Annotated in this window: 21 protein-coding genes; 12 read left to right on the top strand and 9 right to left on the bottom strand. The window is 29.4% G+C overall.

Annotation, left to right across the window (positions count from 1 at the left end):
- From DP68_RS06815 to DP68_RS06770, 10 genes are all read left to right on the top strand, one after another.
- On the top strand, nucleotides 1-843 hold the full coding sequence (locus DP68_RS06815; RefSeq protein ID WP_035307773.1) for a 4-hydroxy-3-methylbut-2-enyl diphosphate reductase: 843 nt from the start codon (nucleotides 1-3) through the stop codon (nucleotides 841-843).
- A gap of 232 nt (nucleotides 844-1075) precedes the next feature.
- Nucleotides 1076-1456: an adenosylmethionine decarboxylase gene (gene speD / locus DP68_RS06810; RefSeq protein WP_035307771.1), complete on the top strand. Its 381-nt coding sequence runs from the start codon at nucleotides 1076-1078 to the stop codon at nucleotides 1454-1456.
- 90 nt (nucleotides 1457-1546) lie between these two features.
- Nucleotides 1547-2623 (top strand): CotS family spore coat protein, encoded by a 1077-nt coding sequence (locus DP68_RS06805; RefSeq protein WP_035307770.1) that lies wholly within the window; start codon nucleotides 1547-1549, stop codon nucleotides 2621-2623.
- A gap of 54 nt (nucleotides 2624-2677) precedes the next feature.
- Entirely contained in the window at nucleotides 2678-3544 is an 867-nt protein-coding gene (locus DP68_RS06800) for a GNAT family N-acetyltransferase (RefSeq protein WP_035307768.1), read from the top strand.
- A 128-nt stretch (nucleotides 3545-3672) separates the two neighbouring features.
- Nucleotides 3673-4998, top strand: coding sequence for a tRNA (N6-isopentenyl adenosine(37)-C2)-methylthiotransferase MiaB (gene miaB / locus DP68_RS06795; protein ID WP_035307766.1), 1326 nt, complete (start codon nucleotides 3673-3675; stop codon nucleotides 4996-4998).
- A gap of 72 nt (nucleotides 4999-5070) precedes the next feature.
- Entirely contained in the window at nucleotides 5071-7737 is a 2667-nt protein-coding gene (mutS, locus tag DP68_RS06790; protein ID WP_035307765.1) for a DNA mismatch repair protein MutS, read from the top strand.
- Nucleotides 7738-7742: 5 nt separating this feature from the next.
- Nucleotides 7743-9626, top strand: coding sequence for a DNA mismatch repair endonuclease MutL (gene mutL / locus DP68_RS06785; protein ID WP_035307764.1), 1884 nt, complete (start codon nucleotides 7743-7745; stop codon nucleotides 9624-9626).
- 14 nt (nucleotides 9627-9640) lie between these two features.
- A complete protein-coding gene (miaA, locus tag DP68_RS06780) occupies nucleotides 9641-10576 on the top strand; it encodes a tRNA (adenosine(37)-N6)-dimethylallyltransferase MiaA (RefSeq protein ID WP_035307763.1) in 936 nt (311 codons plus the stop codon).
- 79 nt (nucleotides 10577-10655) lie between these two features.
- The gene (gene hfq / locus DP68_RS06775; protein WP_035307762.1) at nucleotides 10656-10907 is read left to right on the top strand and encodes an RNA chaperone Hfq; all 252 of its coding nucleotides are present in this window, start codon (nucleotides 10656-10658) and stop codon (nucleotides 10905-10907) included.
- Between the two features lie 111 nt (nucleotides 10908-11018).
- Nucleotides 11019-12299, top strand: a complete 1281-nt coding sequence (locus DP68_RS06770; RefSeq protein WP_035307760.1) for a methionine gamma-lyase family protein — start codon at nucleotides 11019-11021, stop codon at nucleotides 12297-12299.
- Nucleotides 12300-12345: 46 nt separating this feature from the next.
- Here DP68_RS06770 and lexA read toward each other — a convergent pair whose 3' ends face one another.
- Entirely contained in the window at nucleotides 12346-12945 is a 600-nt protein-coding gene (gene lexA, locus DP68_RS06765; protein WP_035307758.1) for a transcriptional repressor LexA, read from the bottom strand.
- A gap of 358 nt (nucleotides 12946-13303) precedes the next feature.
- On the opposite strand from lexA, the gene DP68_RS06760 reads away from it, so the two are divergent.
- Entirely contained in the window at nucleotides 13304-13684 is a 381-nt protein-coding gene (locus DP68_RS06760) for a hypothetical protein (protein WP_035307756.1), read from the top strand.
- A 24-nt stretch (nucleotides 13685-13708) separates the two neighbouring features.
- On the opposite strand, the gene DP68_RS06755 is transcribed toward DP68_RS06760, so the two are convergent.
- The 8 genes from DP68_RS06755 to DP68_RS06720 all read right to left on the bottom strand — a co-directional run bounded on the left by DP68_RS06755 (nucleotide 13709) and on the right by DP68_RS06720 (nucleotide 21468).
- On the bottom strand, nucleotides 13709-14713 hold the full coding sequence (locus DP68_RS06755; RefSeq protein WP_035307749.1) for a tyrosine recombinase XerC: 1005 nt from the start codon (nucleotides 14711-14713) through the stop codon (nucleotides 13709-13711).
- Nucleotides 14714-14849: 136 nt separating this feature from the next.
- Nucleotides 14850-15368 carry a hypothetical protein gene (locus tag DP68_RS18860; protein WP_052085674.1) on the bottom strand — a complete coding sequence of 173 codons (519 nt, stop codon included), beginning with the start codon at nucleotides 15366-15368 and terminating at the stop codon, nucleotides 14850-14852.
- Nucleotides 15369-16304: 936 nt separating this feature from the next.
- Complete coding sequence (locus tag DP68_RS06745; RefSeq protein WP_035307736.1) at nucleotides 16305-17033, bottom strand: GTP pyrophosphokinase family protein; 729 nt, start codon at nucleotides 17031-17033, stop codon at nucleotides 16305-16307.
- A 95-nt stretch (nucleotides 17034-17128) separates the two neighbouring features.
- Entirely contained in the window at nucleotides 17129-18049 is a 921-nt protein-coding gene (locus tag DP68_RS06740; RefSeq protein WP_035307726.1) for a hypothetical protein, read from the bottom strand.
- Between the two features lie 828 nt (nucleotides 18050-18877).
- Complete coding sequence (locus DP68_RS06735; protein WP_035307724.1) at nucleotides 18878-19354, bottom strand: glutathione peroxidase; 477 nt, start codon at nucleotides 19352-19354, stop codon at nucleotides 18878-18880.
- A 98-nt stretch (nucleotides 19355-19452) separates the two neighbouring features.
- A complete protein-coding gene (locus DP68_RS06730) occupies nucleotides 19453-19887 on the bottom strand; it encodes a MarR family transcriptional regulator (protein ID WP_035307723.1) in 435 nt (144 codons plus the stop codon).
- 112 nt (nucleotides 19888-19999) lie between these two features.
- Nucleotides 20000-20638: a Vat family streptogramin A O-acetyltransferase gene (locus DP68_RS06725; protein ID WP_035307722.1), complete on the bottom strand. Its 639-nt coding sequence runs from the start codon at nucleotides 20636-20638 to the stop codon at nucleotides 20000-20002.
- Between the two features lie 74 nt (nucleotides 20639-20712).
- Complete coding sequence (locus DP68_RS06720; protein WP_035307721.1) at nucleotides 20713-21468, bottom strand: exodeoxyribonuclease III; 756 nt, start codon at nucleotides 21466-21468, stop codon at nucleotides 20713-20715.
- Nucleotides 21469-21791: 323 nt separating this feature from the next.
- Here DP68_RS06720 and DP68_RS06715 point away from each other — a divergent pair, with 323 nt between their 5' ends.
- Nucleotides 21792-23786 carry a TetM/TetW/TetO/TetS family tetracycline resistance ribosomal protection protein gene (locus DP68_RS06715; RefSeq protein WP_035307719.1) on the top strand — a complete coding sequence of 665 codons (1995 nt, stop codon included), beginning with the start codon at nucleotides 21792-21794 and terminating at the stop codon, nucleotides 23784-23786.
- Nucleotides 23787-23810 lie beyond the last annotated feature (24 nt).

The following is a 23810-nucleotide window of genomic DNA, read 5'->3' as shown; positions in this document are numbered from 1 at the left end:
GTGGAAGTTATACTTTCAAAAAACGCAGGCTTTTGCTATGGAGTTAAAAGAGCCGTTGACATGGCCGTAAGTGTTCAAGAAAAATACAACAAAAAAATATATACATTAGGCCCATTAATTCATAATAATGATGTTGTAAGTTACTTAAAAACATTAAATATATTCCCTATAGAAATAGAAGATATAGAAAATTTAAAAAAGGATGATATAGTAATAATACGTTCACATGGTATTCCACTTGAAATATTTAATAAACTCAAGGAAAAAGAAGTTATTACAATAGATGCTACCTGTACATATGTTTCTAATATACAACAGAAGGTAAAAAAGTACTATGATTCTGGATACTCTATATTAATAGTAGGGGATAAAAATCATCCTGAAGTTATAGGTATAAATGGATGGTGTAATAATTCCGCTATAATTACAAATGATAGTGATGAACTACAGCATCTTCCAAGAAAAATATGCGTAGTTTCTCAAACTACTGAAAAACAATCTCGTTGGGAAAATGTACTTGAAAAGGTAGTTAAGTTTAGTAAAGAAATAGTTGCCTTTAATACCATATGCAGCGCCACTGAAGTAAGGCAAAAGGCTGCTTATGATCTATCAGAACATGTAGACTGTATGATAGTAATAGGAGGTAAAAATAGCTCAAATACAACTAAACTATATGAAATATGTACTAAAAATTGCAACAACACAATTCACATAGAAAATTTCAAAGAAATTCCTTTAGAGTTGTTAAATAATAAAAATATAAAAAAAATAGGAATAACCGCTGGTGCATCTACTCCGGATTGGGTTATAAATGAAACTATAAATAAACTAAGTAATAGGTAATATAGTATAATTTTATAAAATGCGTGTATGCTATTATAGTACACGCATTTTATAAGTCAATATAAAAACCATTAAACATAGTAGGAATTAAGAGAAAAATAGAACAATTACTAGTTTAAATGAAAATATTTTATAAAAACAAGGAAATATATTGACATTTCTCGTATATTTGATAAAATTTACTTGTTAATAAATTATAAAATATACTGTATCAAGGAGGAGTTTTTATAGAATGAACACTTTAGGACGCCACATTTTGGCTGAAATATATGGTTGTGATGGTGATATATTAGATAATAAAGAAATGATAGAAAGAATAATGGTAGATTCTGCACTAAAGTCAGGAGCTGAAGTTAGAGAAGTAGCATTTCATAAATTTAGTCCAATGGGAGTTAGTGGAGTAGTTATAATATCAGAATCTCACCTTACTATACATACTTGGCCTGAGCTTGGATATGCCGCTGTTGATGTATTTACATGTGGAGACAAGATAAATCCATGGGATGCATGTAACTATATGACTGAAAAATTTCAGGCTAAGAATATGACAGCTACAGAAGTAAAAAGAGGTATATTTGAACAGCCTGTATCCGTTAAGGTTTCCAATATTTAAAAGGTCATCGCTTATAGATGTCCTTTTTTTATTTGTAATAATTTCTCCTATAATTAATATAATTTAATAGATACTAATAGGAGGGTAATTATGGGAGATAGGAAGTTAATACAGTATGTAGATGAACTTACTGATAAAGAAAAATCGATGATAAAAAAAGTTCTAGAAAACTATAATTTCTCCGTAATAGATATTAGCAAAGTAAGAAGCAGCTATAAAATAGATACTAATATAGGAGCTGTATGTTTAAAAAGAGTGAAACATAATAAAACTAAAACTCTTAATAGCAATTATTTAGCTGAAGAATTAAATAAAAATGATTTTCCTTATACATCTAAATTTTTTAGAACAAAAGATAACTATTTATTTGCAGCACATAAAAAAATGTATTTTTATGTTGTTGAATGGATTGATGGAGATGAATGTGACTTAAATGATATAGAGGAAGCATGTAACTGCGTTCGTCTTTTAGCGAGGTTTCATTTATCTAGCCAATATATTGATACAAAAGTACTAAAAATTAAAAACAATTTAAAAAATTGGCCAAGAATATTTAAAAAAAATTTAGGCGATTTGGACAAAATTAAAAAACATATTGAAAAGAAACGATTAAGATCTGAATTTGATAAAGTTTATAAAAGTTACTTAGATAGTTTTTATAATATGGGAAGTATGTGTTTACAAGTTTTGAATACCTCTGATTATTATGCACTATCTAAAAAAGCTAATGAACAAAAATTTGTTTGTCATGATAGTTTTTACTATCAAAATATAATAAAAAAGGACGATACTTATTATATAGTAAATTTAGATAATATATTAATAGATCTTCATATAAACGATTTAAGTAAATTTATACGAAGGCTTATGTTTAAAAAAGAGTATCAGTGGGACTTTGAAAAAGCTAAAACAATGATAGAAGCTTATAATAGTATAAATAAGTTATCTAGATCTGAATTAGAATCTATGCTTTCTATGATTATTTTTCCACATAAATTTTGCAGGTTAGGTAAGAAAAGATATATAAAACATAAGGATTGGAGCGAAAGTAAGTATATTCGTAAACTTAACAAACTTCTTCGATATAACGAGGCTCAACAAAAATTCTTAAATGATTATCTATGTTACTTGGGGAGTTTTGATGACTTTAAGGAAAATATTGACTAAGTTTTTTTAAAGTTTTATACTTATTTATATAATATTAGGCTTATGAGGAATGTTATGTGCAAATATGTTAAGTTAAGTAAGAGTTTAATGCCACAATTTAAAGAATTAAATGCTGCTAGAAAATCATTTAACTCTTTAAACGAAGATTTTTTTCAATATTATAGCACTACAACTTTACCGCAAAAATTATTTTTGCGTAGAAATATAAGCATACTTCAGGATAATAAAAACTTATGCGGATATATTTGGACTTCTATAGATAACAAAAATTTCTATAATATAAGGGCTTTAAGTGTAGATTTATCTAGTAAAAGTGCAGACTATTTAAGACTACTTTTAAAAACTTTAAAGCCAGGTTTTACAGCAGATTTTTTATGTGAAACCAATGAATTCAATATACAACTACTAAAAGAAGCAGGTTTTAGTAAAAAAGTAGGCACAATTGAAATGGGTTTGGATTTAAAAAAGGAAATAAAATCTGTATCAGTAGAAACTATAAGTTTTGAAGTATTTAGAAAAGGATTAGATGAAAAAATAAGATGTGACATTCAAAATGAGGTATTTAAAGATAAAAATAGAGTTCCTATTTCTACAAAGGATATCTACTTTGATGAAAATCAATATTATTATTTTAGTCCCGGTGCTATATTCATAAAAGAGAATAATAAATATATTGGATATGGTCAAGTTATAATAGAAGGAGATATACCTATTATTGTAAATGTAGGTATTTTGCCTGATTATAGAGGTAAGGGTTACGGTAAACTGCTTATAAATTACCTTTTAAAAATAATAGACAATTATAGTTATAATACGGCAATTATAAATGTGGACACAAATAATACCGTTGCATTTAATTTATATAAGGATTGCGGATTTAATGTTTTAAAAGAATATGTGAAATTAGAAATAAAGACATAGTCTCACGCTGTGTCTTTTATTTATTTCTTATAATTCTACAAATTTCAATAAAAAATAGATAAACACTATAAAATATAGTATAATGTTTAATGTTACTTATGAAAACTTTAATATGAGGTGAAATAATTATGGATAATCAAAAATACTTTTATATAGAAACCTGGGGCTGCCAGATGAATGAAGAGGATTCCGAAAAGCTTTCAGGAATGCTAAAAAATATGGGTTATGCTAAAACTGAAGAAAAGAAAAAATCAAGTATTATAATTTTTAATACATGTTGTGTAAGAGAAAACGCAGAACTTAAAGTATATGGTAATCTTGGAGCGTTAAAAGCATTAAAAGAAAAAAATTCTGATTTAATTATTGCTGTATGTGGATGTATGATGCAGCAGGAGGGTATGGCTGAAGCTATAATAAAGAAATATCCTTTTGTAGATATAATATTCGGAACCCATAATGCCCATATGTTCCCTGAGTATTTAAATAGAACAAGACAAGAAAACAAATCAATAATAGAAGTATGGGATAAGGAAAAGGGTATTGTGGAAGGACTTCCTATAGATAGAGAAAGCAATACTAAAGCTTTTGTAACTATTATGTATGGCTGCAATAACTTCTGCACTTACTGTATAGTTCCTTATGTTAGAGGTAGAGAAAGAAGCAGAACTCCTGAAGAAATTGAAAAAGAAATAATGGCTCTTGTTGATAAAGGATATAAAGAAGTAACTCTACTTGGACAAAACGTAAATTCTTATGGAAAAGATTTAGTTCCAAGTCTTAGCTTTGCAAATCTTTTAAAAAGACTTAATAATATAAATGGTATAGAAAGAATAAGATTTATGACTTCTCATCCAAAGGATTTAACTGATGATGTTATAGATGCTGTAGCTGAATGTAGTAAATTATGTGATCACATTCATTTACCTGTCCAATCAGGTTCAAGTAAGATACTAAAAGAAATGAATAGAAAATATACAAGAGAAGAGTATTTAAATTTAGTAAATAAAATAAAGGCAAAAATTCCTGGAGTAGCTTTAACCACAGATATAATAGTTGGTTTCCCTGGAGAAACAGAAGAAGATTTTAGCGAGACTCTAAGCTTAGTTAGCGAAGTAGAGTATGATTCTGCTTTCACTTTCCTTTATTCTACAAGAAAAGGAACTCCCGCTTGTGAATTTGAAACTCAGGTAAGCGAAGAAGTTAAGCGCGAAAGATTTAATAGATTAGTAGAAGAAGTAAATAAAGCCTGTGCAAAGAAAAACAAGGAATATGAAGGCCGTACAGTGAAAGTTTTAGTAGAAGGTACAAGTAAAAGTGATGATGAAAAGCTTATGGGAAGAACTGAAACAAGTAAACTTGTAAACTTTGCTGGAAATAAAGATAATATAGGTAAAATAGTTAATGTAAAAATAACTAAAGCACAAACTTTTTCACTATTAGGCGAAGAAATATAAATTTGAAAGAGCATATAATGCACTAGTACGGCATTATATGCCTTTAATACTATTTAAGGAGGTTTTGTAAAATTGGCACTCACTCCAATGATGCAGCAATATCTTGAAATAAAAGAAAAATGTAAAGATTGTATATTATTTTTTAGATTAGGAGACTTTTACGAAATGTTCTTTGAAGATGCTGAAGTTGCATCTAAAGAATTAGAGTTAGTTCTTACAGGCAGAGATTGTGGTCTTGATAAAAGAGCTCCTATGTGTGGAATTCCTTATCACTCAGCAAGCTCCTATATAAGCAGACTTATATCTAAAGGTTATAAAGTGGCAATAGGTGAACAATTGGAAGATCCTTCAGTTGCCAAAGGAATTGTAAAAAGAGATATAACAAAAATAATAACTCCAGGTACATATACAGATTCCTCATTTCTAGAAGAAAATAAAAATAACTTTATAATGAGTATACATACTGATAAGGACAATGCAGGACTAAGTTTTTGTGATGTTTCTACTGGTGAATTTATCTCTACTTATACTAAAATGGAAATTTCAGTAATATTGAATGAAATTTCTAAATTTAATCCTAGCGAAATATTGGTAAATAGTAATATAAGTGAAAGCATCACTTTAGAAATTAAAGAAAGATTTAAAACTTCTCTTACTTTTATAGATGATACATATTATAACAATGAAAATGCGCTTAAAGAGCAATTTTTAGATTTTAATCCTGCTTCCTTTAGTAAATGTGTAATAAAAAGCAGCGCGGCACTGCTTACGTATATAATCGAAACCCAAAACACCTCTCTTTCTCACATAGATAAATTTGAATATTATCATATATTGGACTTTTTATCTATGGATATTAATTCACGAAAAAATCTTGAGCTTACGGAAACTTTAAGAGAAAAAAGTAAAAAAGGATCTCTTTTATGGGTATTAGATAAAACCAGTACATCTATGGGAGGGAGACAACTAAGAAAGTGGGTTGAGCAGCCGCTTGTAAATAAGGAATTAATAAATAATAGATTAGATGCAATAGAAGACATTATATCTAATATTTCTCTTCATGAAGATATAAAAGAATCTTTAAAAAGCATATACGACATAGAGAGAATAGTTGGGAAGATATCTTCTAAAAATGTAAATGCAAAAGAACTTATAGCACTTAAAAATTCCATTGGAAATATCCCTGCTATAAAGCAAATACTTAGCAACTTTAATAGTGGTCTATTAAAAGATATGTACTTAAATATTGATGGATTAAGTGATATTTATAATTTACTAGAAGAATCAATCGTAGATAATCCATCTTTATCCATAAAAGAAGGAAATATAATAAAATCAGGATATAATAATGATATAGACAGCTTAAGAGATGCTAAGGCCCATGGTAAGGAGTGGATTTCTAAGCTTGAGGCACAGGAAAAGGATTTTACAGGTATAAAGTCTTTAAAAGTAGGATATAATAAAGTTTTTGGTTACTTTATAGAAATAACCAAAAGTAATATTGCTTCAATCCCAGAAGGACGTTACATACGAAAACAAACCTTATCAAATGCCGAAAGATATATTACTCCTGAACTAAAAGAAATGGAAGAAAAGATCTTAGGAGCAGAGGAAAAATTAACTGCTTTAGAATATGATATATTTTTACAAATAAGAAGTACTATCGAAAATGAAATAGATAGAATGAAAAAATCCGGCCATATAATTTCAGAACTAGATTGTTTAAGTTCATTAGCTACTGTGGCATTGGAAAATAATTACTGCAAGCCTTCTATATCTGATGATAATGATTTATCCATTACAGAAGGCCGTCATCCTGTAGTAGAAAAGATGATACCTACGGGATGCTTTATATCCAATGATACACTTATGGATACAAAAGAAAATCAAATGATTTTGATTACAGGCCCTAATATGGCTGGAAAATCAACTTATATGAGGCAAGTTGCCCTTATTACTATTATGGCTCAAATAGGAAGCTTTGTTCCTGCAAAATCAGCTAAAATATCAATATGTGATAAAATATTTACAAGAATAGGTGCATCAGATGATTTAGCAGCAGGTAAAAGTACATTTATGGTTGAAATGTGGGAAGTTGCAAATATACTTCAAAATGCCACTAATAAGAGCTTAGTGCTATTAGATGAAGTCGGAAGGGGTACCAGTACCTTTGATGGATTAAGCATCGCTTGGTCTGTTATAGAGCATATGTGTGGAGATGAAGATTTAAAATGCAAAACGCTATTTGCTACTCATTATCACGAACTAATAGTATTGGAAAATAAACTTAAGGGCGTTAAAAACTTTTCAGTTTCTATTAAAAAAATAGATAATGAATTAGTATTTTTAAGAAAAATAGTACAGGGCGGTGCTGATGAGTCTTACGGAATAGAAGTTGCAAAGCTTGCTGGCTTACCTGACAAAGTTATAGAAAGAGCTAAAGAAATACTTAATACAATTGAAAAAAATAAAAATGTTGTAACAAATATAGATGAACTATCATGCAATACATCTGAAGTTGCAATAAGTAAAACTTTAAGCGAGCCAAAAACCAATGCTATACCTTCTAAAAATCATGAAATTAAAGAGGAAAGCCTGCAATTAAACTTTACTGACATTGAAAAAAGTAATCTTTTAGATGAGATTGCATCCATAGACATCATGAATGTAACGCCTATAGAAGGATTTAATAAACTTTATGAAATAATTAGAAAAGCTAAAACTATCTCAAAGGTGTGATGAGTTTGGTTAGAATAAATGTATTAGATAAAAATACTTCTAATAAAATAGCTGCTGGCGAAGTGGTAGAAAGACCTTTTTCCGTTGTAAAGGAGCTTTTAGAAAACAGCTTGGATGCTGGTGCTAAAAACATTGTTATGGAAATAATAGAAGGTGGCCAAAAGCTTATAAAAATCACAGATGATGGAGTAGGTATACATCCTGATGATATAGAAAAGGCATTTTTACCACATGCAACAAGCAAAATTTCGAGTATTGATGATATATTCAAATTGAGTACCATGGGTTTTAGAGGAGAAGCGCTAGCTAGCATCTCCTCAGTATCTAAGGTTACTCTCAAAAGCAAAATTAAAGATTTGGATTTTGGTAGGGAAATTCATATTGAAGGTGGTAACATACATTACCTAAAAGATACAGGAAGTAATAATGGTACAACAATTGAAGTACAGGATTTGTTTTATAATGTACCTGCAAGACTTAAATTTTTAAAATCTTCTTCTCGTGAAGCATCATTAATATCTGATATTGTACAAAGACTGGCACTTGCTCATCCAGATGTATCTTTTAAACTAATAAATAACGAAAAAGTAGTGCTTCATTCTTTTGGGACAGGAGATATAAAAGACGTTATTCGAAATGTATATGGGAAAACCGTTTTAGAAAATGTGATATATTTTGAGTCGCATAAGGATATAATTTCTGTACATGGTTTTATAGGAAATAGCGAAATAAGTCGCGGTAGCAGAAACCATCAAAGCATATTTGTAAATAAAAGATATATAAAGAGCAGGGTTATTACTACAGCTGTAGAAAATGCCTTTAAATCCTTCTTAACTATAAATAAATATCCCTTCTTTATATTATTTATAGATATATTTCCAGAGTATGTGGATGTAAATGTGCATCCTACTAAAACTGAAGTTAAATTTAAAGATGAACGTGAATTATTTGGAACTGTATTTCATTCTGTTCATGAAGCAATAAAAAATAGTGTTATAAATTCATTTAATATAGAAGAGGAAGTAAAAGAAGCAGAAAAAGAAATTAAGTCTATAGAAACATTGCAGCTACCTATAGATTTTCTAAATTCCTCAAATTCAGTTGTATCATCTGGAAACTTCAGTGAAAAAACCAATGAGAAAACTAACGATATTAATATAAACTCAAATTTAAACAATGAATATACTTCAGAACATAAAGTTATAATTACTGAGACTCATAATGATAACTTTGAAGAAAAGCCATCATTATATATAAAAGAAGATCCAGCTAAAAAAGAACAAATTCTAGAAGCCCAAAAGCTTGCAAAATTACCAGAAATAAATATAATAGGTCAGTTTAATAAAACTTATATATTAGGGGAGATGAGTGACGATCTTTATATAATAGACCAACATGCAGCTCATGAAAAGATATTATTTGAAACATATTCTAAAAACATATCACATCAGGAAGTGATTTCTCAGCTACTCATAAGCCCAGTTATAATAGAACTTCTACCTGAAGACTACTGCTATTATATAGAAAATAAAGATATATTTAATAAAGCAGGGTTTAATATTGAGATTTTTGGAGAAAATACTATAAGTATACGAGAAGTTCCTTTAATACTCGGAAAACCTGAGATAAATAAATTGTTTTTGGAAATATTAGATAATCTTAAAAATATGAGAAGCGGTAATACACCTGATGTTAAATATAATACCATAGCAAAACTTGCTTGTAAGTCTGCAGTAAAGGCAAATAATAAGTTATCTCTTGAGGAAATGAAATCCTTAATAAATGAACTTAGGTTTATCGACAATCCATTTACCTGTCCTCATGGTAGACCTACTATAATTAAACTAACCTTATATGAATTAGAAAAAAGATTTAAAAGAGTTCAGTAGAAAGGGAGATAATTTTGAAAAAGGATTTATTTATACTAGCAGGCCCTACTGGTGTTGGAAAAACCGATATATCTATTAAGCTTGCAAAAAAATTAAATGGCGAAATAATATCAGCTGATTCTATGCAAATATATAAGTACATGAATATAGGTTCTGCTAAAATTACTAATGATGAAATGAATAATATTAATCACTATTTAATTGACATAGTAGAGCCACATGAAAGTTTTAATGTAGCCCAGTTTAAAGAAGTAGCTGAAGAGTGTATAAACAAGATACATAGTGAAAAAAAGCTGCCAATGGTAGTTGGTGGAACTGGATTATATATAAACTCACTTATATATGACTATAATTTTACGGAAGCAGATAAAGATGAAGAATATAGAGTGTATATAGAAAACCTTGCAGCAGAAAAAGGAAATGATTATGTCCATGAAATGCTTAAGGATATAGATAGTGAATCTTATAATAAAATACATGCTAATAATCTAAAAAGAGTGATAAGAGCATTGGAAGTATATAAATTAACCGGAAAAACCATAGGAGAATATAGTATGGATAAAGAATGTTATGAAATCCCGTATAACCTTCATTATTTTGTACTTACTATGGACAGAGAAAAGCTTTATAACAGGATAGATAAAAGAGTAGACATCATGCTTGAAAAGGGTCTTATAGATGAAGTAGAGCGCTTAAGAGCTATGGGGTATACAGAAGAAATGCAATCTATGCAGGGAATAGGATATAAGGAAATTCTTTATTACTTAGAAGGTAAGATATCCTTAGATGAAGCTATTTATTTAATTAAAAAGGGTAGTAGAAATTATGCTAAGAGGCAGCTAACTTGGTTTAGACGCGAGAAACATGCTCATTGGATAAATAAAGATGATTTTTCTAGCGAAAATGATATAGTAAATGAAATTTTAGGTCAAGTAAATGGCAGTGCTTAGTATTTTTCATGAAAAATTAAAGGATTTTAGTATATCATATAGAATAATAATATATAAGCTATAATGGAGGGTGAGTTATATGAATAAAACAGTGAACAATTTGCAAGATATATTTTTAAATGGTGCAAGAAAAAATAAAACTGATGTTACTATACATCTTGTAAATGGATTCAAACTAACTGGTTATGTAAAGGGATTTGATAGCTTTACGGTTATATTAGATTGTTTAGGAAAGCAAATGCTTGTTTATAAACATGCCATTTCAACTATAACTCCAGCGAAAGCAATTTTATTTACACCTAATCCTCAAGATACGCAATTTAATGGCTAAGGAAATAATAGGCAAAATTTTTGCCTATTATTTTTTTATGTGGTAATATATTAAGTTGTATGTATTTTAAAAACTATATTATGAATTGTTAGGTTGGAGGATGTAATTATAATGATTAAATTAACTAAAGATTATCTTAAGAATGTCTATCACATAAAAGATAATGTACTAGATTTATATGAAAAAGCTCTAAAAGATGTAGAAGAAGAGTTTAAAAGGTATGATGAAATAAGGGAATTCAACCAATTAAAGGTCTTAAATGCGCTTCAAGAAGAAAGAATAAGCGAGTCTCACTTTACTAATTCCACAGGATATGGTTATGGAGATATCGGAAGGGATTCTTTAGATAAAGTATATGCAAGAATATTTAATACAGAAAGCGCACTAGTGAGACCTCATTTTGTAAATGGAACTCATGCCATTGGTGCAGCACTATTTGGGAATTTAAGACCTGGTGATACTATGTTATCAATAGTAGGTTCTCCTTATGATACATTACACGGAATCATTGGAATTGGAGAGCAAAAGAACATAGGTTCACTTAAGGAATACGGAGTAAATTATAAACAAATAGACTTAGATAACGGAAAAGTAAATTTAAAAGAAGTAGAAGCAGCATTAAAAGAAGATAACTCTATAAAAATCGTACATATTCAAAGATCTACTGGCTATGGTTGGAGAAATTCATTACTTGTATCTGAAATAAGCGAGATTATAAAATTTGTTAAAAACATAAGAGAAGATGTTATTTGTTTTGTGGACAATTGTTATGGAGAATTCATAGATACTCTAGAACCTACGGATGTAGGTGCAGATTTAGTAGCAGGGTCCCTTATTAAAAACATAGGGGGAGGAATTGCTCCTACAGGCGGATACATAGCAGGTAAAGAAGAGTATGTAACTCAAGCCTCATATAGGCTTACAATTCCGGGAATAGGTGGAGAATGCGGTTCTACCTTTGGTGTGATGAGAACTTTATTCCAAGGACTTTTCTTAGCACCTCATATTGCTATGGAAGCGGTAAAAGGAGCTATATTTTGTTCAAGAATAATGGAGCTTGCCGGCTTTGAGGTACTTCCAAAGTTTAATGAAAAAAGAAGTGATATTATTCAAGCAATCAAGTTTAACGATAAAGAAAAGCTTATAAATTTTTGCAAGGGTATTCAGCTAGGTTCTCCTATAGACTCCTTTGTACAATGCGAACCATGGGATATGCCAGGATATGAAGATCAAGTTATAATGGCCGCTGGAGCCTTTATACAAGGATCATCTATAGAACTTTCAGCTGATGCTCCAATTAGAGAGCCTTATATAGCATACCTGCAAGGCGGTCTTACTTTTGATCATGCAAAAACTGGAATAATCATAGCTCTTAATAAAATATTAAACTAGAAACTTAATATATAAATAAAAAACCAAGCATGATGTTATGCTTGGTTTAATATTTTCTATAAAGTCCTATAAGTTTCCCTATAATGGTACATTCTTTTACTATTATAGGCTCCATAGTCTTATTTTCAGGTTGTAGTCTTATGAAATCACTTTCTTTGAAAAATCTTTTTATAGTAGCTTCATTTTCGATAAGCGCTACTACAATGTCTCCATTTTCAGCTGAATTAGTTTTTTCTATTATAACTAAATCCTCATTCATTATTCCTACATCAATCATGCTTTCTCCATGAACTTTAAGCATAAACATTTCTTTATTGCTTCTTATAAAGTTAACAGGCAAAGCAAAGGTATCTTCTATATTTTCAACTGCTAGTATAGGCACACCTGCAGTAACTGTACCTATTACAGGAATACTAACTAGCTCTCTTTTAAATGATTCATCCATAACTTCAATAGCACGAGGTTTTGTAGGATCCCTTTTTATAAGACCTTTTTTTTCTAATCTTTGAAGATGACCGTGAACAGTGGAAGTGGATTTAAGGCCTACTGCATTACAAATTTCTCTTACGGAAGGTGGGTAACCCTTATCATGTATTTGCTGCTTTATATATTCGTATATTTCCTTTTGCTTATCCTGCCTAGACATAAGAACACCTCTTACATATAATTTTAATAAAATTATATCATAATATAAACAAAATATCAAACTTATGTTCTCGAAACTTGTGTTCTCATATGCTATAATTTCTAATAAAATTAGTTTTTATGAATACTTTCATTGAATATAGAATCATAATTTGTTATAATAAAATATTGTAAATAAAACTTAAATATCAAGTGATTCTTAGACTCAGGTGGAGTTTACTTATGAAGAATACTTATCTCCAGCTGAGTCTTAGAAAAACTTATCCAAGGGCGTATCATCCGTTACCTCCAACCTAAAAGGATGGAAGTATTACGGATGGTTGCCATCGAACAAATTTATTAGAAAAAGAGGGGTATATATGGCTAGATATACATATTGTATTTTTGAGGAAACCAAATCTTGTAATGACTGTGGAAAATGTGATATATGCGATTTAAATCCAAATAAAATATGTAATAATTGCGGGAAATGTTTAGAAAAAGATGGTTTTGATATGCGTTCTGTAACTATAGATGGCATAGCACAAGAAGAAGAAGATATCACAGATTTTGACATGCCAGATTCAACTGAGGACTCTTTTGTAGGGGATGACGACTATGATTCAACTGATAACACCGAAAAGATAGAGCTTATAGATGATATAGAAGGACTAAGAGATCTTTTAGAGGACGAAGAAAAGGCTTCTCAATATATATCTGAAGAATACCCAGGTCTTATAAGACTTAGAAAGAGAAACTAATAGGTTAGGGGAGAGGTATGAGGATTATTCCTCATACTCATCACTTAATGGATTTGATTTAACAGCTTCCCTTAATCTTTCATTATCTACATGCGTATAAATTTGAGTAGTGGAAATATTCTCATGGCCCAATATCTGCTGAAGACTTCTTATATCTACATTGCCATGTTTATACATAAGCGTAGCAGCTGTATGCCTCAATTTGTGAGGGGTGTATTTATCCGTATCCAAACCAGCTTTTCCTATATATTTTTTCACCATTACTTCTATGGAACGTTTGCTTATTCCTTTTTTATCCTTATTTAAAAACAATATATCCCTATGTTCAGGTGGAATCTTATCTAGGTACTCATTTCTAATCTTCAAATAATTATCAATTGCTTTCATGCACGCTTTATTTAAATAAACCGTTCTTTCCTTATTTCCTTTACCGATAATAGTTAATATATCACCTTTTATTTTAGAAATGTTTATACTGCAAAGTTCCGATATTCTTAATCCACAATTTAGAAATAAGGTAATTACACAATAATCTCTTGCTTGATTAGAACCATCTATAACACTTAATAGTTTTTTGCTTTCTTCTAATGTCAAATATGCTGGATTTCTCTTATCTATTTTGGGTTTCTCTAATTCTAAGGCTAAATTTTCATCTAAAATTTTAGCTTTACCATGTAAATATTTGAAAAACGATCTTAATGTAGCTACTTTTCTAGCTCTTGCATAAGCGCTATTATCTCTGTATTTTTCTAAGAAAGACATGAATGCATATAAATCAGTCAACTTTATGTTTCTTAAAAAATCATTATCAATATCATTTATAGTTATTTCTTCAAATTCCATAGAATCATCTTTATGTATTCCCTTATATAATTTCAAAAATCTAAAAAACATAGTTAAGTCAACTTTATATCCCTTTATAGTATTAGGGGATTTTCCTTTTATAGTTTCTAGATAATTTAAAAAATCCACCATACATTCTGGTAAGGTATTGCTATTTTCTCTTATTGATCCAAAATCTAATTTCATGTTTATTTTATACTCCTTTTATACTACATATTAACTTTGGCATATTAAGTTATATTAATTTTTCTCAGCATACTAGAGTACACTAATGATTTTAAGTATACTAATATCAAAATTATATATAACACCACTTATACAGTTAATCCGTTATAATTTTCATCAAATTTTTAATCTTTCTCTCCAATTCTTTGGAATAATTTAATTTAATATTATTATCTTCATCTATTATTTTATAATCATTGAGCACTTGAATTAATAAGTCATCAATTTTGCTTCTAACATATTCCTTTGATAACGAACGAGGCGATTCTCCGGATAAAAGTTTATTTTTAGGTGTTTTATTAACAGTTTTTTTACCTCTTCCTTTTGGAGATTGATTAATTCCAAGTTCTTTTAACCATACTTGTATAGTTCTTATACTTACATCGTATATTTTGGATATATCTATAGTGCTCATATTTTTCTTAATCATAAGTATGTATAAGTCCCTTATGATATATTTATAACCTCTGTCAATATTTAGAGATTCGTAATGATTATAAATTTTTTCGAGTTCATGATTATCTTTAGAATCAAGTATAGCAGAGGAGAGTGTATTTTTAATTTCATCAGTATATTTAAAGTTCTTATACTTGTATGTTATAGTTCGACCACGCATATATTACAAGACCTCCTAAAATCGTTATAACCGTTGATTTTACTGACTTATATGTATTCGCATTAAAATTATAACGCAGTTTAATAAATGTATATTTAGCGAATATGTATATTCTGCAAAAGAGGGGGGGAAATCCTATTTTTTTGACTATTTTCTTATCCCCATTTATACAAAAATTTAAGTAAATATTTAAACCTAATAATACAAATTTACATTTGAAAAAATTTAAAATTTATTTTTCGGTCAAAATTCATGTATAGATATATGGAATTATTGGTATAATATATAATAATAACTGAATAAATTTTTATTAAAATTCCCCTTCTCTTTCCAACTTCTATATCAATTGATATAGATTATCATTTAGAAGGGTATATATCTGTATTAGCAGTTATGATAATAAAATGTGTACAGATTATAAAAGTCGCTAGTTTTTATTAGCCAATTTCCAAGAGATTAGCTAGAGAATAGACGGAGGCTAAAATTACTAGCCATATATATTCATACATTATTGATTCTATATGAAAAACTAATCCAGAATCATTACATTTTGGTTTTCGCGACGGAGGAACATATGTTCTTTACACTGATAATTCTAACACATTTACAATTATAATAGTTTCTTTATTACTGTTTACTATTGTATCTTGATTCCAATGTTATAAAATTTCTTTTATATAGTGTATATCATGCATTTTAAAGGCTTAGCTGGCAATTCATTGCTTCACAGCATTGCCTGAAAATATTAAAAATGTAGTTATATTTTGTTTTGAATTCTTCATATAATTCTCTTCTTTTGCATTATAATGCCATTTTTGCGTTCAAGGAACATATGTTCGTTGACGCAAAATATTGCGGTTTATATATTATCAATAATATACCTATAAACTGAATTTAATCATTAATATTTGGCCTTATTACCTCCTTTACTCTTTATTAAAGATGCAAAAGGTCATCTGGAAGGTAGAAACTCTGGTTATTAACAAATATCTCTTGTATCTCATGATCTGAGTCGCCAGATTCTTTGAACTTACTTACCTCTTTGTTTATCCTTTCCATTTTTTTATCTAATTGAGAAACAGTATCTGCTGCTTCTTTAAGTCCTTCTATTAACTGTTGTGGAACATCTTTATTGTATTTATAATAAATTTTATGCTCTAAACTGGCCCAAAAATCCATCCCAATGGTTCTAATTTGAACTTCCACACAAACATCTTCAGTTCTATCAGACATAAAAACAGGTACTTGTAAAATCAAATGTAAACTTTGATATCCATTTGGTTTTGGATTTTTTATATAATCCTTGCATTCAATTGTTTTTATATCCTTTTGATTTTGCAGCATCTCACTAATCTTATAAATATCAGAGGAAAATGAGCATACTATGCGAATTCCAGCAATATCTTTGATATTTTCTTTTATAGAAGGTAGCGATAGCTCATATCCTTTTCTGTAGATTTTTCTCAAAATGCTTTCTGGACTCTTTATTCTAGATTTCACATGTTCAATAGGATTATAATCATGAATGTATTGAAATTCTTGCTTTAAAATATCAATTTTAGTATTTAATTCATCCAAACCAAATTTATAATACATTAGAAACCTTGTAAACTCCGCTTTAGATGCCTTTAATTGCTTTAAACCTGCCGTCGTATTTGCTTCCATTTTACACTTGCTCCCTTTCTTAATCAATATCTATACACAAGCTCACATCAGCCCATTTTCTTGCGAATAAGAGGCCTTCGGAAAGTCCCTTCAATTTATTTCGAACGTATAAGTAACTCATTATATTTATTTTTCATTTCCGCTAACTCTACTTTAGCTTCAGCCAGGGAAAGCTTTCTTTCCGCTTCCATTTTTGTTATAATTCCATCTCTAACTTCTTCTATTTCCTTTGTTTTAGCATCATCATAGGACTTAATTTTATCATTTAATTGAGAAATAATAGATCCATACCTTTCCTCCATAGCAGAAATCTCAGCTTTTTTTAATACCTCTATATTATTTATAGTGGATTGGAAATTTACATTTACAACTTCAAGGGATTTGATTTTAATTTCATTACTAGATACTTGTTCTAATAGCTTTTTATTCTCCAATTGTAACTTAGTATTTTCTTTTTCCAAAGCACTATTTTGTCTTTCTAGTTCCTTATTTTTTCTATATTGCTCCTTTATCAAGTCTTCATGCTCTTTAATTTCAATGTTTTTCTTCTCAATTACACCATTTAATTCAGCTATTTTAGAATCTAATCCATTTTTAACATCATCAAATATTTGATTAGTACGCTCTAGTTCTAAGTTTCTTTTTCTAACCTCTTCAATTTTCTTTGAAAGCGTATCCAGCTCAAGATTTAAGTTCTTTTCTGTTTGCTCTGAATTTGATTTAAATGTCATAACTGTATTTTGCGCCTTTTCAGTGATACTTTTAATATGAGATAGCACATTATTTAAATCAGAAGATATTAAACTTAACTCACTTTCATAACTTATAGCTTCTTCTTTCTTTTTCTTTTCCTCACCATTGATAAAATTCCAAAACATATATTCAAACATCTCAGTTTGGCTTAATTTTTTATCAGCAGCCATCTTTTTAAATTCACTTTCTACATAATCATCAGGTCTAATTGCTCCAAGTCCAGCTTTTTGTTTCTTTGGTTCATTATATTGTTCTTTTATCATATATACTTCACTCCTATTATATCATTATTTATATTATATCAGCGAATTTCACAATAGTATATGGTTTTTCTTATTAGCGCTCTAAAATTATATAAGTATACAATTATATACTATATAAAATTAAGATTATTAGCTGTATCAAATAGCATGCTAGTTATTTATAAAGCGATATTTAAGAGTACTTTAAAGAGTTACAAATCTCGATAGGTTAAAACAAATCATGTGGATAATTATAGAAACATAAATAGTTTATAAAAGTCCACATAAATAAAAGAATGCCTATTAGGGATTATTAAGAAATTAAAGTAATGTAATGTATAGCAAATATACGGTCTATTTGTAATACATTTACAATAGATAGAGTTTCTTTCTTTTATTACAGAACAAGACCAGCAAATTAATTTGCTGGTCTTCAGATTGATTGTATATTATACATATATAATTTGTATATATAATTTGTATAAAAGTAATATTTATATTTTTTATATTAGATTTATATTTAAGCTAGCTCTTTTAATAATCTTAGTATTAATCTTTCTTGTGTGTCTTTTTCTTATGTTTAGTTCCAGCATTATTTTCCTTCTTTTCTTTTTCTTGTTGACTAGCAACAGAAGCGTCGTGTTTTTCACCCATAGTATTTATTCCTCCTTTATAGAAATTTATTCAGAGTATTACTCTACTATTCTGTGCTAAATTATACATCTTCATTCATAGTTGCATTATGCCAAATCCTGCCGTGTTACTATGTCTAAATAATAGGATCTGTAGAAGTAATATGACCAAAGTCTATACCCATAGGTAAAGATTTTGGTCATATTTTTAATAATTCTACTTTAACAGCTTTTCTATATCACTCTTAAGCTTTAATGGTGATGTTGTAGGAGCATATCTTTTTATTACATTTCCATTAGTATCTATTAAAAACTTTGTAAAGTTCCATTTTATTTCCTTGCTGAATACTCCTTTTGATTCGTTCTTTAAATATTTATATAAAGGGTGAGCATTTTCTCCATTCACATCTATTTTTTCAAACATCTTAAATGTAACCCCATAATTCAATTGACAAAACTCATTTATTTCATCGTTTCTGCCTGAATCTTGATTTGCAAATTGGTTACAAGGGAATCCTAATATTTCAAGCCCGCTATCTTTATATTCTTGGTACAGTTCCTCTAAACCTTTAAACTGAGGAGTTAATCCACATTTACTTGCTGTGTTAACAATCAAAACTACCTTTCCCTTGTAATTGTTCATGTCTACTTCCTTACCATTCATACCTTTTGCTGAAAAATCATAAAAACTCATATCTTATTTCTCCTCTCAATTTTAACTAGTTTGTATAAATTTAATTTCATCAAATCAATTATTTTAAAAATATGGTTGAACTCCCTGAGGAATTCAACTTATTCTTCTGATACATTAAGTAACTCATCTAAGTACTTTTTTAACATAATAAGCGTTTCTTCATTGCCTTTAAATTTACAGAACATTTTATCTGGTACTTCAAGTATATCTTCTTTTAGTACTCTTCCTTCTTCTGTTAATTCTACTATTACAACTCTATCATCTTCCTTACTTCTGTATTTAATAATCAATCCCATAGACTCTAATTTCTTTATTACAGGAGTAAGGGTTCCTGAATCTAAATGTAACCTTTTCCCTAATTCTTTAAAGATAATCTTTTCTTCTTCCCATATAACTAGCATAGTTATATACTGGGTATATGTTAAATTGTATTTATCAAGTATTGGCTTATATAGCTTTATAATTTCTCTTGATAAAGCATATAGCGGAAAACATATTTGATTTTCTAATTTAATTTTATCATACTTATCCATTTTATTTACCCCGTAACATGATTTATACCAATTTAATTTAATACAATCAAACTTTAATTTTATTATATTATATACTTTTTATATTGTCAACATTAGCATGCTTCCAATATCCTTATTTAATACTTTTGATCCTATCTAAATCAGAGCTGCAAAGTATTTCAAGATTAGAGAAAATTTTTTCAGCTGAACAATCCCACCATTTTAAATCTAATAGATATTGAATTAAATCATCATCAAAACGTTTTTTAATAATTTTAATAGGATTGCCACCGGCAATATGATATGGCGGAATATCTTTTGTAACTACCGAATTTGCCGCAATAATTGCACCATCACCTATGTGAATTCCCGGCATAACAGTAACGTTTTGACCAATCCAAACATCATTACCAACAACAGTATCTCCCTTAAACGGTAAATCCTTAAGGGACGGCATTGCCTTTTCCCAACCGCTTCCCATGATATTAAAGGGATAGGTTGTCACAGAGTTCATTCGATGGTTTGCACCATTCATAATAAATTCTATTCCCTTTGCAATTGCACAAAACTTGCCGATAATAAGCTTATCACCAATAAAATCATAGTGATGTGTAACATGCTTTTCAAAGTATTCAGCGCCATTGATATCATCATAGTAAGTATAGTCTCCAACTTTAATATTGGGGTTTTTTATAACATTCTTGATATAGCAAATTTGCTTTATGTTTTCATTTGGATAAATGCTATCTGGATTTGGTCCTATTTTATTCATAAATTACACCTCATTAGTTCACATAATTATATTATCTTTTATTCTTTAATATATATTCTTTAATATATATTCTTTTAAAATTCTATTTCACACTCTACTGGACAATGATCAGATCCCATTATATTGCTATGTATTGATGCAGAAACAAGTTTTTCATCTAGTCTTTTAGAAGTGCAGAAATAATCAATACGCCATCCAGCATTCTTTTCTCTAGCTTTAAATCTATAAGACCACCAAGAATAAGCACCTTCCTTATCCGGATAAAAATATCTAAATGTATCTGTAAAACCCGCTTCTAAAAATCTACTAAACTTTGATCTTTCTTCATCTGTAAAACCAGCATTATTACGATTTGTTTTTGGATTCTTCAAATCAATTTCTTTATGTGCAACATTCAAATCCCCACACACTATAACAGGCTTATTCTTATCTAAGGCTAATAAATACTCTCTAAAATCATCTTCCCATTTCATACGATAGTCTAGCCTTGCTAATTCACTTTGAGAATTGGGTGTATACACTGTAACAATATAGAACTTGTCATACTCTAGTGTAATTACGCGCCCTTCCTTGTCATGTTCTTCAATTCCTATTCCATAGGATGCAGATAATGGAGTATGTTTCGTGAAAATTGCTGTGCCAGAGTACCCCTTCTTCTCAGCATAATTCCAATACTGTTCATATCCATCAAATGAAAGCTGTATCTGTCCTTCTTGTAATTTACTTTCCTGAATACAAAAGAAATCCGCATCTGCCTTCTTAAAAAAATCTTCAAATCCCTTTTGTACACAAGCACGTAACCCATTTACATTCCATGAGATAAATTTCATATTCTTATCCTCCAATTTCTTGATATCTATTTTACTACTATAATACAAAATTCTTATATAAATTCAAATGACTCCGCTGCTATTTTTATAAATAACGAATGTATGTTCTTTTGCCCTAAAATGGCCATTTTTATAAATTGTATCAAATAGATTATATCATTTAACACCGTAAAATCAAATGAAGTGTATTAATTGGTAATTTGGTAATAACGTAACTTTTTTCCTAGTAAACTATGGTCATGCTAGACATAAATTATAAAATTGATTAAAATAATAAGTAAACTAAAAAGAACTAGTATAAACCTGTGATTGGAGAAACAACCATGACAATTAAAAATAGTATTCGTAATATTGGAATAGTCGCTCACGTAGATGCTGGTAAAACTACTTTGACAGAGCAGCTACTTTATCAAAGCGGCTCTAGTAGAACCTTAGGAAGCGTTGATAAAGGAACAACTCATACAGATTCTTTAGATATTGAAAAGCAAAGAGGAATTTCAGTAAAAGCTTCCGAAACCGATCTTTATTGGAAAAAAACTAGTATTTATATCATCGATACTCCTGGGCATATTGATTTCAGTGCCGAAGTAGAAAGAAGCATAGCCGTTTTAGATGGTGCCGTGGTGGTACTTTCCTCTGTAGAAGGTGTTCAGCCTCAAACAGAAGTATACTTCAATGCTTTAAAACAACTTAATACTCCCACAATATTTTTTATAAATAAGCTTGATCGTATTGGTTCTTCTCCTGATAGGATTCTTGAGGATATGAAGAAGTTACTTTCAAATAAGCTTGTGCCCATACAGTTGGTTTCCAAAACAGATGATGGTTTTAGTGTAGAAAACTTATTTGATAAATTTCATAATATAAAAACCATAAAAGACATAGATAATGAAATTCATAAATTATTAGTAGAAGACATTGTTAGCATATTATGTGATAACAACGAAGATCTTCTTCAGCAATACTTAGAAGATTCTTTAGCTATAGATACTATAAAATATCAGATAGAAATTCAAGCAAAAGAAGGCAAGATTTATCCTGTTTTATTTGGAACTACGCTAAGAGGTGAAGGAGTTACTGAATTACTTGATAGTATTATAAATTATCTACCAGGTCCAGTTGATTTAGATGATAGTGAATTATCCGCACTGGTATATAAAATTTCTCATCATAAAACTTTAGGGAAAACAGCTCACTTAAAATTATTTAGTGGAAAAATGGAAAGTAGAGATGAAATATTTAATATAAACAAGGATAAAAAAGAGAAAGTTACCGTGATAAAAAAGATAGTAAGTCAAAAGCAGATAGATATAAAATCAGCTGCTAGCGGCGATTTAGTAATGGTAAGTGGACTAGATTGCAGTACCTACGATATATTAGGAAGTAAAACTCATATTCCAAAACTCCCTTCTCTTGCCTCCCCTCTTTTAACTTTAAAAATATATGCAAAAAAAGAAGAGGATTATATACCCCTAGTAGAAGCATTAAATATATTGCAAGCGGAAGATCCCCTATTAAATATGGAATGGATAAAGGAAAAGAAAGAAATTCATATTCAAATTATGGGTAAAATTCAATTAGAGATAATCCAATCTATACTAATGGAAAGATTTAATATAGAAGTTGCCTTTGATTCACCTTCTGTTATCTACAAAGAAACGCCTGTGTCTAGTGGCTATGGAGAAGAGTCCTATACTATGCCTAAGCCATGCTGGGCTGTAGTAGATTTCTTAATAGAACCCCTGCCACGAGGAAGTGGTATCATATATGAATCCAAGGTCAGAACTGAAAAGGTAAAATTAAAATATCAAAGAGAAATAGAAAATAACTTAGATAAAATATTGCAGCAAGGAATTTATGGCTGGAATGTTACTGACTTAAGGATAACCTTTGTGGAAGGCGAAGATCATGTTTTACATTCACGTTCAGGAGATTTTGCTACAGCTACTGCCATGGCACTTATGAAAGGCCTTACTAAAATAGGTACCACTTTATTAGAGCCAATGATTAATTTTAGAATTACTGTACCTGAAGATATCTGTGGAAAAGTTTTAAATGATATAATTCAGATGAGAGGAGTCTTTGAAAACCCTACCATTCATAATAATGCCGCTACTATAGAAGGAGTTCTACCTGTGGCCACCTCCTTAGAATATTCCATTACTCTAAGCATAATTTCTTCTGGAAAGGCAGTAATTAGTACTAAATTTGCTGGCTATGAGCCCTGCAGCTTAGAATTAGGGGCAAAAAGAGAACGATTTGGTGTTAATCCTTTAGATAGAGCTAAATATATACTTTACGCACGTAATGCGCTATAAATCAAAAGCCCATTTACGCTGTGC

The sequence above is a fragment of the Clostridium sp. HMP27 genome (genome assembly GCF_000765165.1).
Taxonomy (GTDB): Bacteria; Bacillota; Clostridia; order Clostridiales; family Clostridiaceae; genus Clostridium_AK.
This window is presented reverse-complemented; position numbering and strand designations above follow the sequence as displayed.

What these genes read in the sequence shown, in the direction of transcription:
- DP68_RS06715 (WP_035307719.1), top strand. Translation starts at nt 21,792, where the DNA reads ATGACAATTAAAAATAGTATTCGTAATATTGGAATAGTCGCTCACGTA.
- miaB (WP_035307766.1), top strand. Translation starts at nt 3,673, where the DNA reads ATGGATAATCAAAAATACTTTTATATAGAAACCTGGGGCTGCCAGATG.
- DP68_RS06725 (WP_035307722.1), bottom strand. Translation starts at nt 20,638, where the DNA reads ATGAATAAAATAGGACCAAATCCAGATAGCATTTATCCAAATGAAAAC.
- DP68_RS18860 (WP_052085674.1), bottom strand. Translation starts at nt 15,368, where the DNA reads ATGCGTGGTCGAACTATAACATACAAGTATAAGAACTTTAAATATACT.
- DP68_RS06730 (WP_035307723.1), bottom strand. Translation starts at nt 19,887, where the DNA reads ATGGATAAGTATGATAAAATTAAATTAGAAAATCAAATATGTTTTCCG.
- hfq (WP_035307762.1), top strand. Translation starts at nt 10,656, where the DNA reads ATGAATAAAACAGTGAACAATTTGCAAGATATATTTTTAAATGGTGCA.
- DP68_RS06740 (WP_035307726.1), bottom strand. Translation starts at nt 18,049, where the DNA reads ATGATAAAAGAACAATATAATGAACCAAAGAAACAAAAAGCTGGACTT.
- DP68_RS06805 (WP_035307770.1), top strand. Translation starts at nt 1,547, where the DNA reads ATGGGAGATAGGAAGTTAATACAGTATGTAGATGAACTTACTGATAAA.
- lexA (WP_035307758.1), bottom strand. Translation starts at nt 12,945, where the DNA reads ATGTCTAGGCAGGATAAGCAAAAGGAAATATACGAATATATAAAGCAG.
- DP68_RS06720 (WP_035307721.1), bottom strand. Translation starts at nt 21,468, where the DNA reads ATGAAATTTATCTCATGGAATGTAAATGGGTTACGTGCTTGTGTACAA.
- DP68_RS06770 (WP_035307760.1), top strand. Translation starts at nt 11,019, where the DNA reads ATGATTAAATTAACTAAAGATTATCTTAAGAATGTCTATCACATAAAA.
- speD (WP_035307771.1), top strand. Translation starts at nt 1,076, where the DNA reads ATGAACACTTTAGGACGCCACATTTTGGCTGAAATATATGGTTGTGAT.
- DP68_RS06745 (WP_035307736.1), bottom strand. Translation starts at nt 17,033, where the DNA reads ATGGAAGCAAATACGACGGCAGGTTTAAAGCAATTAAAGGCATCTAAA.
- DP68_RS06800 (WP_035307768.1), top strand. Translation starts at nt 2,678, where the DNA reads ATGTGCAAATATGTTAAGTTAAGTAAGAGTTTAATGCCACAATTTAAA.
- DP68_RS06760 (WP_035307756.1), top strand. Translation starts at nt 13,304, where the DNA reads ATGGCTAGATATACATATTGTATTTTTGAGGAAACCAAATCTTGTAAT.
- DP68_RS06735 (WP_035307724.1), bottom strand. Translation starts at nt 19,354, where the DNA reads ATGAGTTTTTATGATTTTTCAGCAAAAGGTATGAATGGTAAGGAAGTA.
- DP68_RS06755 (WP_035307749.1), bottom strand. Translation starts at nt 14,713, where the DNA reads ATGAAATTAGATTTTGGATCAATAAGAGAAAATAGCAATACCTTACCA.